11 protein-coding genes are annotated in these 15,138 nt (G+C 62.0%); 5 read left to right on the forward strand and 6 right to left on the reverse strand.

Annotated elements, in window-relative coordinates; translation table 11 throughout:
• Positions 1-66: 66 nt before the first annotated feature.
• Both J2Z31_RS07270 and aspS read right to left on the reverse strand, forming a co-directional pair.
• Positions 67-447, reverse strand: coding sequence for a rhodanese-like domain-containing protein (locus tag J2Z31_RS07270; RefSeq protein WP_209601249.1), 381 nt, complete (start codon positions 445-447; stop codon positions 67-69).
• Between the two features lie 174 nt (positions 448-621).
• Positions 622-2,409, reverse strand: coding sequence for an aspartate--tRNA ligase (gene aspS, locus J2Z31_RS07275; protein ID WP_209601250.1), 1,788 nt, complete (start codon positions 2,407-2,409; stop codon positions 622-624).
• A gap of 280 nt (positions 2,410-2,689) precedes the next feature.
• Between aspS and J2Z31_RS07280 the strand changes: the two genes are divergently transcribed.
• The 5 genes from J2Z31_RS07280 to J2Z31_RS07300 all read left to right on the forward strand — a co-directional run bounded on the left by J2Z31_RS07280 (position 2,690) and on the right by J2Z31_RS07300 (position 9,415).
• On the forward strand, positions 2,690-3,928 hold the full coding sequence (locus tag J2Z31_RS07280) for an MFS transporter (RefSeq protein ID WP_209601251.1): 1,239 nt from the start codon (positions 2,690-2,692) through the stop codon (positions 3,926-3,928).
• Positions 3,929-4,095: 167 nt separating this feature from the next.
• Positions 4,096-5,487, forward strand: coding sequence for a multicopper oxidase domain-containing protein (locus J2Z31_RS07285; RefSeq protein WP_408022020.1), 1,392 nt, complete (start codon positions 4,096-4,098; stop codon positions 5,485-5,487).
• Between the two features lie 81 nt (positions 5,488-5,568).
• Complete coding sequence (gene rnd, locus J2Z31_RS07290) at positions 5,569-6,720, forward strand: ribonuclease D (protein WP_209601252.1); 1,152 nt, start codon at positions 5,569-5,571, stop codon at positions 6,718-6,720.
• Between the two features lie 134 nt (positions 6,721-6,854).
• A complete protein-coding gene (locus J2Z31_RS07295; protein ID WP_209601253.1) occupies positions 6,855-7,934 on the forward strand; it encodes an adenylate/guanylate cyclase domain-containing protein in 1,080 nt (359 codons plus the stop codon).
• A 122-nt stretch (positions 7,935-8,056) separates the two neighbouring features.
• Positions 8,057-9,415, forward strand: a complete 1,359-nt coding sequence (locus tag J2Z31_RS07300; RefSeq protein ID WP_209601254.1) for an esterase-like activity of phytase family protein — start codon at positions 8,057-8,059, stop codon at positions 9,413-9,415.
• A 64-nt stretch (positions 9,416-9,479) separates the two neighbouring features.
• On the opposite strand, the gene ppx is transcribed toward J2Z31_RS07300, so the two are convergent.
• The 4 genes from ppx to J2Z31_RS07320 all read right to left on the reverse strand — a co-directional run bounded on the left by ppx (position 9,480) and on the right by J2Z31_RS07320 (position 15,136).
• Entirely contained in the window at positions 9,480-11,003 is a 1,524-nt protein-coding gene (gene ppx / locus J2Z31_RS07305) for an exopolyphosphatase (protein WP_209601255.1), read from the reverse strand.
• Between the two features lie 11 nt (positions 11,004-11,014).
• Positions 11,015-13,225 (reverse strand): RNA degradosome polyphosphate kinase, encoded by a 2,211-nt coding sequence (locus tag J2Z31_RS07310; RefSeq protein ID WP_209601256.1) that lies wholly within the window; start codon positions 13,223-13,225, stop codon positions 11,015-11,017.
• 63 nt (positions 13,226-13,288) lie between these two features.
• Complete coding sequence (hdaA, locus tag J2Z31_RS07315) at positions 13,289-13,978, reverse strand: DnaA regulatory inactivator HdaA (protein ID WP_209601257.1); 690 nt, start codon at positions 13,976-13,978, stop codon at positions 13,289-13,291.
• Between the two features lie 24 nt (positions 13,979-14,002).
• Entirely contained in the window at positions 14,003-15,136 is a 1,134-nt protein-coding gene (locus J2Z31_RS07320; RefSeq protein ID WP_408022021.1) for an AI-2E family transporter, read from the reverse strand.
• Between the last annotated feature and the right edge of the window lie 2 nt (positions 15,137-15,138).

Genomic DNA, 15,138 nt, shown 5'->3' on the forward strand with positions numbered 1-15,138 from the left:
TCCGCCTCATCCCGCTCTAATTCATTGGAATTTGATACTCTGATATGCCGCGAGGCACGGCCTGCTTCACACGGGTTCCGTATCGATACCCGCCTCGGCCAGATCCTTGAAGCCGCCGATGTTGAAGACCGTGGTATAGCCCATCTCCTGGAGGGTCTTGCCCGCAAGAGCGGAACGGCCGCCAGAGGCACAGTGCAGAAGGATGGTCTTGTCCTTCTGGAAGACTGGATTGTGGTACTGGCTCTCCGGATCCGCTCGAAACTCCAGCATCCCGCGCGAGACGTTCACCGCGCCCTTGATCCTGCCGGTTTGCTGAACCTCTGTCGGGTCGCGTACATCCACGACGAGCACGTCGCCGGACCGGATCTTCTCAACGGCTTCGGCGGGAGACAATTTCGGGACGGCACCGTTAGCTTCAGCCAGCAGGTCCTTGACGTTCTTCGCCATCATTCCCTCCTCCAACACGCTGCCACGCAGCAGCGGAGAAAGGAAACGCCTTTAAGGAACGTCCGTCAAGGCGAGTCGCGATGGCTGCCTCTCGCCCGGCGTGCGTTGCCAATGCCCGGACCAGAGAAAACCCGGCGATCGCAACCGCCGGGTTTTTCAGTTCCTCGAGGAAAGTCAGTCCTTCTTCTGCGGGATCGGCCGGATCGCCAGCTCGCGCAGCTGCGCTTGCGTCGCCGGCGACGGCGCACCCATCAAGAGGTCGACCGCCTGCTGGTTCATCGGGAAGAGCGAGATTTCGCGCAGGTTCTTGGCGCCGACCAGCAGCATGACGATACGGTCGATGCCGAAAGCCATGCCGCCATGCGGCGGGGCGCCGTACTGGAAGGCGCGATGGAGTCCGCCGAACTGTCCCTCGACATCCGCCTGGCTCAGTCCGACATTCTCGAAGGCCTTGACCATCAGCTCCGGTGACTGGTTACGAATCGAGCCCGAGGCGATCTCGAAGCCGTTGCAGACCATGTCGTACTGGAACGCCTTGATCGAGAGCAGGTCGTCGCCGGATAGCGCCTCGAGACCGCCCTGCGGCATCGAGAACGGATTGTGGGCGAAGTCGACGCGCTTCTCGTCCTCGTTCCATTCGTAAAACGGGAAGTCGACGATCCAGCACAGCTCGAAGCGGTCGCGATCGACGAGGTTCAGTTCCTCGCCGGCCTTGGTGCGGGCTTCGCCTGCGAACTTGTAAAACTTGGCCGGCTCGCCGGCGACGAAGAAGCAGGCGTCGCCGTCCTCGAGACCGAGCTGCGTGCGGATCGCATCCGTGCGCTCCTCACCGATATTCTTGGCGAGCGGGCCGGCGCCTTCCAGCTTGTCGCCTTCCTTGCGCCAGAAGATGTATCCGAGGCCGGGCTGGCCCTGGCCCTGGGCCCAGGCGTTCATGCGGTCGCAGAAGGCGCGGCTGCCGCCGGTCTTCGCCGGAATCGCCCATATCTCCACCTTCGGATTGGAGGCGATCATGTTGGCGAACACCTTGAAGCCGGAGCCGGCGAAATGCGTCGTGACCTCCTGCATCTCGATCGGATTCCTGAGGTCCGGCTTGTCGGAACCATATTTGCGGATCGCCGTGTCGTAGGGGATGCGCGGGAACTTTCCGGTAACCGGCTTGCCGCCGGCAAAATCCGCAAAGATCGAGCGGATCATCGGCTCCATCGCGTCCCAGACGTCCTCCTGCTCGACGAAGCTCATTTCGAGGTCGAGCTGGTAGAACTCGCCCGGCAGCCGGTCGGCGCGCGGGTCCTCATCGCGGAAGCAGGGGGCGATCTGGAAATAGCGATCGAAGCCAGCAACCATCAGGAGCTGTTTATACTGCTGCGGCGCCTGCGGCAGCGCATAGAAGCTGCCGGGATGAAGGCGGCTCGGCACCAGGAAGTCACGCGCGCCTTCCGGCGAGGATGCCGTCAGGATCGGAGTCGTATATTCGGTGAAGCCGATCTCATTCATTCGCCGGCGCATGGCGGCGATGATCTCGGTGCGCTTGACGATGTTCTTGTGCAGCGTTTCGCGGCGCAGATCGAGGAAGCGGTACTTGAGGCGCACGTCTTCCGGATATTCCGGCTCGCCGAAGACCGGCAGCGGCAATTCCTTGGCGGCCGAGAGCACTTCGATCTCGCGGGCATAGAGCTCGATCTCGCCCGTCGGCATGTTCCTGTTGATCGTCTCCTCGGTGCGGGCCTTGACCGTGCCGTCGACGCGGATCACCCATTCGCCGCGCACCGTTTCGGCCATCTTGAAGGCCGGCGAATCCGGATCGGCGACGACTTGGGTCACGCCGTAATGGTCGCGCAAGTCGATGAAGAGCACGCCGCCATGGTCGCGAACGCGGTGAACCCAGCCGGAGAGGCGAACGGTGGAGCCGACATCCGACTTGCGGAGGGCGGCACAGGTGTGGCTGCGGTAACGGTGCATCGTCTAGTCCTGGAATTGCAGAAGGCCGCGCGAGGCCCGCCAGGCGGCGGGCGGCGGCACGGTCAAAGTCGGGCGGAAAAGCGCATGATGCGCCGCTTTTGTCAAGGCCGGGGCGTCTTGCCCCGCGACATCGGCCGACGGAGCGCCAGTCTTCCGGCCATTCAGGGCGCCGCGGGCCGAACGAAGGGAAAGGGCCACAAATCGCTACTGTCCCGGCTCACCGGACACCGTTAGATAATGCGAGCCCCGCCCGACTCGCGGCCGAAAGTCCGTACACGCCATGTCCGAGATCCGCCCGCTCATTCCTCTTCTTATGACCGCCGGCATTCTCATCGGCGGCAACGGCCTGCAGGGCACGTTCATATCGCTGAGAGCACTGGAGGAAGGCTTTTCGACCTCGCTGATCGGCGTGATCGGCGCCGGCTACAATGTCGGTTTCGCCATCGGCTGCGTCTACGTCACCCGAATCCTGCGCGCAATCGGCCATATCCGCACCTTTTCGGCGATGGCGGCCATCGCCTCGGCCGCGGCGATCGCCATGGTGCTCGTCATCGAACCGTGGTTCTGGTTCATGATGCGGCTCGTCGCCGGCATCTGCTTTGCGGGCCTCTTCGCAACGGTCGAAAGCTGGCTCAATGCGAGCGTCACCAATGCCAACCGGGCGCGCACGCTGTCGATCTATCGCGTGGTCGACCTCGGCTCCGTCACCGCCGCTCAATATTTGATCCCGGGCATAGGAATCGGCGGCTTCGAGCTTTTCGCCATCATCTCGATGGCTCTCACCCTTTCGCTGGTGCCGATCTCCTTTGCCGACCGCTCCAGCCCCGTCGCGCCCGAGGCGATCCGCTTCGATGTCAAAGCGCTCTGGAGCATTTCGCCGCTCGCTACGATCGGCTGCATCGTCGTCGGCCTCACCAATGCCGCCTTCCGCTCGCTCGGCCCCATCTATGCGCAGGAGATCGGGCTTTCCGTCACGGCCATCGCAACCTTCATGAGCGCCGGCATCGTCGGCGGAGTCGTGCTGCAATATCCGCTCGGCCATTACTCGGACCAGCTGGATCGAAGGTTGATCATCCTTGTCGCCACCTTCGGAGCGCTTCTTGCAGGACTCTTCCTCGCCTTCGGCGCCGGCGGCGACGAGTGGCTGAACTTCGCCGGCATTTTCGCCTTCGGAGCCTTCGCGATGCCGCTCTATTCCCTCTGTTCAGCCCATGCGAACGATCATGCGGCGGAGGGCCAGCACGCGCTCGTTTCAGCCGGCATGCTGTTTTTCTGGTCGCTCGGCGCCATCATCGGTCCGCTCTTCGCTTCGTTCCTGCTCGAGCTCATCGGACCCCGCGCGCTCTTCATCTACACGGCCGTCATCCTTGCGCTCTTCATGCTCTATACGATCCGGCGCATGGCGACGCGCAGTCCCGTTCCGGCAGGGGAACGGTCGATGCGCTTCAGGAACCTGCTGCGCACCTCCGCCTTCTTCAACAAGCTCGTCGGCGGCAATCACGCCGAAAGACGGGACTGATTGCCTGCGGCAAGATGCGCCGCTTGCAGGAATTGCTGAACCTTTCATTCAGGTTTAGAAGAAGCCCATTGCCCAAGCTCATAAGCGAGAACTGCGGGTGGGAACCCGCACCTACTTTCCTCATCCCGCCCTAAGGCCAGCCCGCACGCTTCCCAGGAGCCATTTCCGTGACGCTCAACCGTCGCAATTTCCTTAAGGGTTCGGCCGCGCTCGGCGGCGCCTTTGCGCTTGGCGCGGTCCTCTCGACACGTGGGCGAGCGACGCCCGAACCGCAGATCCTGACCGCGCAAACGACAGAGGCGCGGATTGCGGCCGACGGCGCAAGCCCCGTCATGACCTATGGGCTTGGAGATGGTCCGGCGGGCATGCCGCCGACCTTGAGAATGCGCAAAGGCGAGACCTTTGCGGCGAGGCTCGTCAACAGGCTTGACGAACCGACGACGGTCCACTGGCATGGCCTGAGGATCGCCAATGCGATGGACGGCGTGCCGGAGATGACGCAGCCCTATGTCTATCCGGGCGACCAGTTCGACTATGTCTTCACGCCGCCGGACGCGGGCACGTTCTGGTATCATCCCCATTGCAATACGCTGACGCAAATGGGCCGGGGTCTGACCGGCGTGCTCGTCGTCGAGAATCCGGAAGACCCCGTCTTCGATGCCGAGATCGTCCTCAATCTCCGCGATTGGCGGTTTGGGGCCGGCGGTAAATTCATCAGTCCCTTCAAGCCGCGCGACGCGGCGCGCGGCGGCACCTACGGAACGCTTCGAACGGCCAATTGGCAACGGGAGCCCATCTATGATGCGCCTGCGGGCGGGCTCGTGCGCGTGCGGATCATCGCAACCGACGTCACACGCATCTATACGATCGGCCTCGTTGGAGCCGACGCGAAGGTCATCGCGCTCGACGGCAATCCCGTCGAGCACCCATTTCTGCTCGATCGCATCGATCTCGGACCCGGGCAACGTGTCGATCTCGTCCTGCGCATGCCCGAAAACGAAGGCGCACGGGTCGCGCTCGGCAATTTCCGCGGGTCGCACCCGTGGACGATCGCAGGTTTCCGCTCGATCGGCGCCTCACTGAAACGAAATCTAGGCGACGTCGTGGCCCTCCCCGCCAATCCGGTCGCCGAAGCGGACCTCTCGACGGCAAAGCGGATCCCGATCGAGCTCACGGCAACGGCCGAGCACAAGGCAACATCTTCGATCTGCGGTTCGCTCGGTTATACCTTCTGGGCGCTCAACAAGGTAGCATGGTCAGGGGATACGCCCGATCCGGTCGGGCCGATCGAGGAACTGAAATTCGGCCGGAGCTATGTGCTCGAGATCGCCAATCGTACGCCGCACGCACATCCGATCCACCTGCACGGTCTGAGCTTCCGGATTCAGAGCTCGAACAAGCGCAGTTTCCTGCCGCCACCGACCGACACCATCCTCCTCCTGCCGGACGAACGGGCGGAATTGGCGCTGATTGCCGACAACCTGGGCGACTGGGTCATCCATTGCCACATCATCGAACATCAAAAGACTGGCATGACGGGTTATTTCAAGATCGTATGACATTTTCGATTGTGACGGGTGATACGAAGCGGTACAGGGGGAGGCACAAGCCTCATTTTCGCCACAGTGACTAAAAATCGCATGATACAAACAACAGCAGATTTGGAGGCCGCCTGCCAACAGCTGGCCCGTTCAAGCTATATTACCATCGATACCGAATTCCTGCGCGAGACGACGTTCTGGCCGGAACTCTGTCTGGTCCAGATGGCGAACGACGACATGGCGGTCATCGTGGATCCGATGGCGCCCGGGATCGACCTCGCCCCCTTCTTCGCGCTTATGGCCAATCCGGAAGTCGTCAAGGTCTTTCACGCCGCGCGCCAGGACATCGAGATCATCCATCATCTCGGCGACCTCATCCCGCATCCCCTGTTCGATACGCAGGTGGCCGCCATGGTCTGCGGTTTCGGCGACAGCGTCTCCTATGACCAGCTCGTCAACCGCATCAAGAACGAGCAGATCGACAAGTCCTCGCGCTTTACCGACTGGAGCAGGCGGCCGCTGACGGACAAGCAGCTCGAATATGCGCTGGCGGACGTCACGCATCTCAGAGATATCTACCAGTATCTCCGGAAGGAGCTCGAACGCGAAGGGCGCTCCTCCTGGCTCGCCGAGGAAATGGCCATCCTCGAAAGCCGCGAGACCTACGACCTCCATCCGGACAATGCCTGGCAGCGCCTGAAGATGCGCGTCAGAAAGCCGATCGAGCTCGCGGTGCTGCAGAGGATTGCGGCGTGGCGCGAGCGCGAGGCACGCACGCGCAACGTGCCACGCGGCCGCATCTTGAAGGATGACGCGATTTACGAGATCGCCCAGCAGCAGCCGAAAGACGCGGAAGCGCTGGGCCGGCTCAGGACCATTCCGAAGGGCTGGGAGCGCTCCAGCGCCGGTGCGGCGATCATCGAGGCGGTTGCGGAGGCGCTCGCCATCCCGAGGGCCGAACTGCCGCGCCTGCCGCGGCAGAATCATGCTCCCGAGGGCGCGGGTGCGGCGGGCGAGATGCTCAAGGTGCTTCTGAAGCTCATCTCCGAAAAGGAAGGGGTTGCGGCCAAGATCATCGCCAACAGCGAAGACCTCGACCGGATCGCGGCGGAAGGGGACAAGGCCGACGTCGCCGCGCTCAAGGGCTGGCGGCGCGAGCTTTTCGGCGACATGGCGCTCAAGCTCATCAATGGCGAGGTCGCCTTGCGTTTCGTCGACAAGAAGATCGAGGCGATGCAAATCACCGGTTGACGATCGCACGCGGCCAACAACTTTCCGCCCGAATCCGGCTTTAGCACGTACTCGTTGGCATCCCTTCTACGTCGCAGCTTGGTTCGGGCGAGCCGCGGTTTTCCCGTCTTCTCCGATTCCGGTGTTCCTTACCCATGCGCTGGCGCTTCTCCCGGCTCGAATTCATGCTCTCGCTGCTGGCAGTCGTTGGCAGCGGCGTGGCTTATGCGTGGGTCGTCTACGGCGATGGCGCGCTGATCGGCGCGACCTATGCAGTTTTCATCTGCATGCCGGTCCTTGCCTTCGAACGCGGCGTCATCCTGCGGCGTCTCTATAAAAAGATACACAGACTGCCGACACCGGGATTCCTAGTGTCATCCGCCGCCGTATACCTCACCGTGGAAACCTTAGGTTTCATTGCTGCGGGCGTCGTGCTGAAGCTACTCGGAGTCATCAAGCAGGCCTGGAGCGAGGCCATGGCTCCGTCATTCCACACGCTCATCTATGCGCTGATGGTGTCGGGCTTGATCATCTTCGTCCTGCGGGTGCGCGAGCTGCTCGGCCGCGACGTTTTCCTGAGCCTGCTGACCGGCCGCTACCGCAGGCCAATCCAGGAAGAGCGCGTCTTCCTGTTCGTCGATCTCGTCGGCTCGACCTCTTTTGCCGAACGCTTCGGCGATCTGAAGGCGCAGGAATTCCTGGGGAGACTGTTTGCAACCATGGCGGATCCGGTGCTGCGCTACCGAGGCTCAATCGACGATTATGTCGGCGACTCCGCGATCATCAGTTGGCCCCTTGACAGCGCCACCGCCGACGCCGCCTGCATCCGTTGCGTTTTCGACATTCTCGAACAGATCGAAGCGGAAGCCCATCTTTGGAAAAAAGACTATGGAGAGGTGCCGCGCCTGCGGGCGGCGCTGCACGGCGGAACGATCGTCGCCGCCGAGATCGGCCTCGACAAGCACAAGATCACCTATTTCGGCGACACGGTGAATACGACCGCGCGCCTCGAGGGCCTCTGCCGGACGCTCGACCAGCAGGTGCTGATTTCTGCAGACCTGCTGCGGCAGATTCCACTGCCGGACTTCATCCGTCAGGAGGATCTCGGCGAGCACGAGGTCAAGGGCCGCGGCCAAAAGCTCGGCGTGCTCGCGCTTCATGTCACCGGGCTTCCGCTGCAGCGTGAAAGGCGGCAGCGGCGGATGCTGTCCTATGTGAGAGCCAAACTCGGCTAAACTTGCCGGTCCCTGAGGTCGGCGTCATCAAAGCTTCACCGGGCTGTAAAGCAACTATCAAGCAACCGTCATCAAAGCCTCCTATCGGGGATCGGTTTCGACCTCCAACCCAGGTGAACCTGATGACGAAATTCCTTTTCACCACCGTCGCCATGACCCTCCTTATGTCAACTCCGGCGCTCGCCGAAGAGAAGGCCTTTCAGGCGACGCTGAAGGCGCACGCGATCCTTCCTGCCAATACGATCATCGCCGCGCCCGCTGATGCGGCCGTGTATCTCAAGACCTCCGGCAAATTCACGACCTCGGACCGCAAGCGCGCTGAGGAGCTGGGCAGTGTGCCGAGCAAGGACGGCGTTCGCCCAACGGGCCTCGCGCTTCCCTTCAACGGCCAGCCTATGCAGGGCTTTTCCGGCATCAGGGCGAAAAAGGACGGCACCTTCTGGAGCCTCTCTGACAATGGCTTCGGCAACAAGCTCAACTCGACCGACGCCATGCTGATGCTCCACCATCTCGCGATCGACTGGGACGCCGGCAAGGTCGAGGCACTCAAGACCGTCTTCCTGTCCGACCCGGACCGCAAGGCTCCGTTCCCGATCGTGATGGAAGGCTCCGACAGGCGTTATCTCACCGGCGGCGACTTCGACATCGAGTCGATCCAGCCCGTCGCTGATGGCTTCTGGGTGGGCGAGGAATTCGGCCCCTATCTCCTGAAGTTCGACACCGCCGGCAAACTGACCGATGTCGTCCCGACCGCGGTTGACGGCAAGCCGGTCCTTTCGCCGGATAATCCGACTCTGACCCTGCAGGCCGACCCGTCGAAGGAATCTCCCACATTCAACCTGAAACGGTCGGGCGGTTACGAGGGGCTGGCACTGTCGAAGGACGGCACCAAGCTTTACGGTCTGCTCGAAGGTCCGCTCTGGACGGACAGTAAAACGGTCGAGCAGGCGGACGGCCGACCGGCGCTGAGGATCATTGAACTCGACGTTGCGAGCAAAAGCTGGACCGGACGCAGCTGGCTCTATCCGTTAGCCGAGGGCGGCGAGGCGATCGGCGACTTCAACATGCTTGACGAGACGACGGCGCTGGTGATCGAACGCGACAACGGTGCCGGCACGCTCGACAAGGCCTGCGCCGATCCAAAGGATCCGAAGCCGGATTGCTTTGCGGTCGGATCGAAACTGAAGCGAATCTACAAGATCGAGATGAGCGAGGAAAACGCCGGCAAGGCGGTACGCAAGATCGGCTATATCGACCTTCTGCAGATCTCCGACCCAGACAACCGCAAGCGCCAGGGCGGCGGCAAGGGCTATTACGACATGCCTTTCGTCACCATCGAAAACGTCGATCGCGTCGACGACACGCACATCATCGTCGGCAACGACAACAATCTGCCCTTCTCGGCCGGACGGGCCCTCGACAAGGCGGACGACAGCGAGTTCGTGCTGCTTGAGGTCGGCGAATTCCTGAAGGCGGAATGACCGCGGGCGGCCGCGCGGACATGGCGCGGCCGCTTTCCCGTTTCAGGCGATCACGGCGATTGCATCAGCTCTCGAAACGGAAGGCGAGTTTCTTACCCGTCAGCTTGGCCAGTTGCTGGAGGCGACCGTCCAGCCGCTCACCCCCGAAATCTTCATAGGCGGCGGGCACCACGAATTCCAGATCGATCTCGGGCTCGGACGACTGGTGCAATGTCAGGTGGCGCGCGACCCCCGGCATGGATGCGGAAAAGAGATAGGCGACCCGCAGCAAGCCGCCGAGCAGCTTTGCCAGTTCAAGAAGGCGCGGCGTCGTAATCCCGGCGAGCGGCTCAGTCGCGCCGTCATCGCTCAGCCCTTCAAGGCGATAATAGTTCGCGAGCGCAATATAGGCGCGGCCCGGATGGGTAATGCCGGAAAAGGCCGAATGGGCGATGACATTGAGCGCCTGCAGACCGCGATAGTCCGGATGCGCGCGCCAGCTGATGTCAGCAAGCAGGCAGGCCGCTTGGCGATAGCGGCTCTCCTCCTCCGTTTCCTCGACGCCGAAGAACGGCACCATCCGTCCCGTCCAGTCGGCCAGCTCGCGCGCATGTTCCGGAGACCGGGCGCGCAATATCGCGATCTCGTCGGCGGCCGTTAGCAGAGGATCCTGCGAACGTTCCGCTTCGGAAAGCAGCGAGAAGAGATAGCCCTCGCGCACCCCCAGCGCGGAAAACGAGATGCGCGCCGGCTTCATGATCGAGATTGCCTCCTGCATCGTCACCGCCCCGAAGGGCAAGAGGCTGCGGCGGCTCTTGGAGATCGTCGCGTAGGCGGACGGTTTGATGGTCTTAGGCTCGATTACCTCCGCCAGAATGGCCATCGCCTCATCATAGGAAATCTCGTAGCCCTGCATCATGTGCAGCGGATAGTTGCGCATCTCCATGTGCAGCTTGGCGATCGCTCGCCAGGTACCGCCGACAGCGTAGAACGTCCGCCCTGCCCCTTTTTTCAGGACGTCGACTTCCTTCATGAACCTGCGAACCCATGCCCTGGCCTTCGTCAGCGAGCCGTTGCTATGTTCAAAGAGGCGGATACCGCCGAGGGGCAGCGTTATCCCCTGACCGATCTCCTTCCCATTCACGTCGACGAGTTCAAGCGAGCCGCCGCCGAGGTCGCCAACGACGCCGTCGGCATCATAATAGCTGCTGACGACCCCCATGGCGGAGAAATAGGCTTCCTCCTCCCCGGACAGCATCTGCACCTTGCGCCCGAGAATGGCTTCGGCCTTCTCGATGAAGGACGGGCCGTTCGACGCTTCGCGCGCCGCGGCGGTGGCCAGCACGAACATCTGGGTAGCGCGCGCCTGGTCCGAGAGCGCACGAAAGCGCTTGAGAGCCTTCAGCGCACGCTGAACACTCTCCTCCTCCATGCGGCCGGTCGCATCGATGCCCTTGCCCAGACCGCACATCACCTTTTCATTGAACAGCATCGCCGGCGCGCGGCTCAGCCCCTCATAGACGACAAGGCGAATGGAGTTTGAACCGATGTCCACAACGGAAACCGGGCGTATGCCGGGCAAACGCCCCTGCGCTTCAGATTCGACCATGCAATTCCAGTTTACTTGCGCCAACCGCTTTTCCAGCCGGCAATCAGCTTCGGTGCACTGGACTTCAGAGCCTCACCCCTGCCTGAGAGGCTGGGATTGGTCATGAAATAGTGCTGCGCGTTGAACGGCTCGGCATCCTTGCCGACTTGCATGCGGCGCGACGTGCCGTCGGCAAGAATCTCGTAGCTCTGCTGGTTATCGATGAGATTGCCCAGCATGATCTGCGACAGAACCTGTTCGTGCACAGTCCGGTTGATGAGAGGCACGAGCGTCTCGACCCGCCGGTCCAGATTGCGCGGCATCATATCCGCCGAGCCGATATAGACAAGCGCATTTTCCGAAGGCAGACCATGACCGTTTCCGAAGCAGAATATGCGGGAATGCTCGAGGAAACGACCGACAATGGACTTGACGCGGATATTGTCGGAAAGGCCCGGCACCTGCGGCCGCAGGCAGCAAATGCCGCGCACGACGAGGTCGATTTCGACGCCAGCGCGGCTTGCCTTGTAGAGCGCGTCGATGATTTCCGGATCGACGAGCGAGTTCATCTTCATCCAGATCGCCGCCGGACGTCCCGCTTCCGCATGCGCGATCTCTTCGTCGATGTGCTTGAGAATGCGCGGTCGCAGCGTGTGCGGAGAGACGGCGAGTTTCATGCCGGCCTCAGGTTCGCCATAGCCGGTGATGAAGTTGAAGATGTTCGCCATATCGTGGGCGATGACAGCGTTGCAGGTGAAGAACGAGAGGTCAGTGTATATCTTCGCCGTCACCGGATGGTAGTTGCCGGTGCCGAGGTGGCAATAGGTGCGGAGCTTTCCCTCCTCCCGGCGCACGACCATCGACATTTTCGCATGCGTCTTGAGCTCGATGAAACCGAAGACGACCTGGACGCCGGCACGCTCGAGGTCGCGCGCCCAACGGATATTCGCCTCCTCGTCGAAGCGAGCCTTGAGCTCGACCAGAGCGGTCACGGACTTGCCGGCATCCGCCGCGTCGATCAGCGCGCGCACGATCGGGCTGTCGTTCGAGGTGCGGTAGAGGGTCTGCTTGATTGCAAGCACGTCCGGATCTCGTGCCGCCTGCAGCAGGAACTGCACGACCACGTCGAAGGACTCGTAAGGATGGTGCACGACCATATCTTTTTCGCGGATCGCGGCAAAGCAGTCGCCGCCATGTTCGCGCACGCGCTCGGGGAAGCGCGGGTTATAGGGTTCGAAACGCAGATCCTCACGCGGCGCCTTGGTGATTTCGGAGACCGTATTGAGTGCCAGAAGGCCTGGCAGAACCGCGACGCGATTGTCTGGCACCCCGAGCTCATGCACAACGAACTGGCGCAGCGAAGCCGGCATTTCGGAATCGGTTTCGATGCGGATCACCGATCCGCGGCGGCGGCGTTTCAGCGCCGTCTCGAACAGACGCACCAGATCCTCGGCCTCTTCCTCGACTTCGATATCGCTGTCGCGGATGATTCGGAACGTGCCCGAGCCCTGCACTTCATAGCCCGGGAACAGGCGATCGATGAATTGGCTGACGACGTCCTCGAGCGTGATGTAGCGGATGACGTTCTTGACGTCTGGCAGGCGGATGAAGCGGTCGAGCGCCACTGGCAGGCGCAGAAGCGCCGTCATCGGCTCGCGGCCGGTTTTGCTGACGAGCTGGAGACCGATCGAGAAGCCGAGATTCGGTATGAACGGGAACGGATGCGCCGGATCGATGGAGAGCGGCGTCAAGACCGGGAAGATCGATTGGTCGAATTCGTTGGCAAGCCAGCTCCTGTCCTGCGCCGAGAGAGAAGCCGGGCGGACGATGAGGATATCTTCCTTGGCGAGATATTGCTGCAAGACCGCGAGCGAGGCCTGCTGCTCCATCTGCAGATTGTCGATCTCCTTCAAGATGTCCTCGAGTTGCTCGGCCGGCGTCTTGCCGTCCGGGCTGCGCAGCGAAACGCCCGAGCGCACCTGACCCTCGAGGCCGGCGACTCGCACCATGAAGAATTCGTCGAGGTTGGCAGCCGAGATGGAAAGAAAGCGCACGCGCTCCAGGAGCGGATGTGCCGTATTCAGGGTTTCCTCGAGAACGCGGCGGTTGAACTGCAGCCAGGAGAACTCACGGTTGACGAAGCGTTCGGGGCTTGTGAGGAGATCGATTTGCTCCGCCGGCGCCGGCGCCCTTTGCTCCACCGCCGCCCTCTGTTCGGTTGTTGCAGACATCGCACTATCCATGCCACCAGACCCCACTACTCCGGATGAACGAGCTATCCCAGTTTGACGACGGAACTGTGACAGTCAATCGGCGGGGCCGGTATTCGCCAGTCCATCCAGGACTTCCGCCGCGAGCGCACGCGTGAGCCGCGTGCCACGCGCGAGCGCCAGGTGGTCCAGCCGCTCGACTATGGCCTGGGCGGCTTCCAGAGATCGTTCCATCCGATTGACTATATAGGCGACGAGACGCTCGTCGACGAGGAGCTGGCGATCGGCGAAGAGCTTGAAGAGCACCTGCGTCAGCAATTCGTCATCCGGCTCGCCGATCTCGATGACCGTCGCCGCCTTCAGGCGCGACCGCAAATCGGGAAGCGTTGTCGGCCACGACATCGGCCACAGCCGCGAGGTCATCAGCAAGGCCGTGCCATTCTCGCGTACACTGTTGATCACATGGAAAAGCGCCGCGTCGTCGAAACCCTGCCGGTCAGCATCCTCGAAGAGAACCGGCTTTAAGGCGGCGATCTCGGCGGCATTCGAGCCCGCGATCGGGTGGATCGCCTCGGCACCCGCTCTGTCCCGCCAGATATTCGCGAGGTGCGATTTCCCCGATCCGACCGGCCCGGCGATGATCGCGACGGGAGACGGCCAGTCGGGCCAATTGTCGACGATGGCAATGGCCGCGCTCAACCGGTCGGATACGAGGAGGTCCTCGCGACCCCTTGCCGGATCATGGCCGAAGACGAGCGGCAGTTGTTCGTACGGACTTCTTGGCATGGATTTCTTCTGGACAAAATTCGATCAGCGGGGTTCCTCGCCCTCCGACGGCTGGTTCGCGGCCGTTCTATGCCCGTGATAGAGGTCGCTTTCAAGGTATCGCTGGATTCCGAAGCGAACAAGAACGCCAATCGCGGCCGCGGCCGGCACCGCCACGAGAAGGCCGACGAAACCGAAAAGCGCGCCGAAGGCAAGAAGGGCAAACATCAGCCAGACGGGATGAAGCCCGACGCTCTTTCCCACCAACTTCGGCTGAAGAATGTTGCCTTCGAGAAACTGCCCGCTGAAGAAGACGACGAGGACCAGCACGATCCAGAAATATTCAGGCCAGAACTGAACGATCGCCACGCCGACCGCGAGCACCAGCCCGACAAGCGAGCCGACATAGGGGATGAAGCTGATCATGCCGGCAAAGAGGCCGATCAACATGCCGAAATTGAGCCCGACCAGCGACAGGCCGACCGCATAATAGAGGCCGAGAATGACGCAGAGCGATCCCTGCCCGCGAAGAAACCCGCTGATCGTCGCGTTCATCTCGCGGGCAATCTGGCGGACAACCTCGACATGATCGCGCGGGATCCAGCTATCCACTGTCTCGATCATCCGGTCCCAGTCGAGCAGCAGATAGAAAGCGACCACCGGGGTGATGATGAGCAGCGACAGAATGTCCAGGAGCGCCATGCCCGAGTTCCAGATCTGCTGGAAGAGCGTGCCGAGGAAGCTTGCCCCCTGCTCGAGGAGCTTGGCCGAATTCTGCTTGATCGCCGCCATCTCGTCGCCGAGCCAGTCTGGCAGCAGCTCCGACTGCGAATCGGTGAGGAACTCCTGCAGCCGGGTCACGTAGCCGGGCATCTTCTGGATGAAATCGGCGGCTTGCGTGAAGATCAGCGGGATGATGATCATCAGCGAAAGCGCGAAGATCACGAGAAAGGTGACCAGAATGACGATTGTCGCCATCAGGCGGCTGAGGCCCAGGCGCTCGAGGCGATCGGCGACGGGGTCTAGAAAATAGGCGAGCGCCATGCCCGCAAGGAACGGCAGGAGGATCGAGCTGAAGAGCATGAGAAAGACGATGAAGGCGGCAAGCACGAGCAGCCAAAAGAAAAGCTGTCGCCAAAGTCCCAAACCGCTCAGTCGATTGCTCATGATCTTCCCCATCG

The sequence above is a fragment of the Sinorhizobium kostiense genome, from assembly GCF_017874595.1.
Classification (GTDB): Bacteria; Pseudomonadota; Alphaproteobacteria; order Rhizobiales; family Rhizobiaceae; genus Sinorhizobium; species Sinorhizobium kostiense.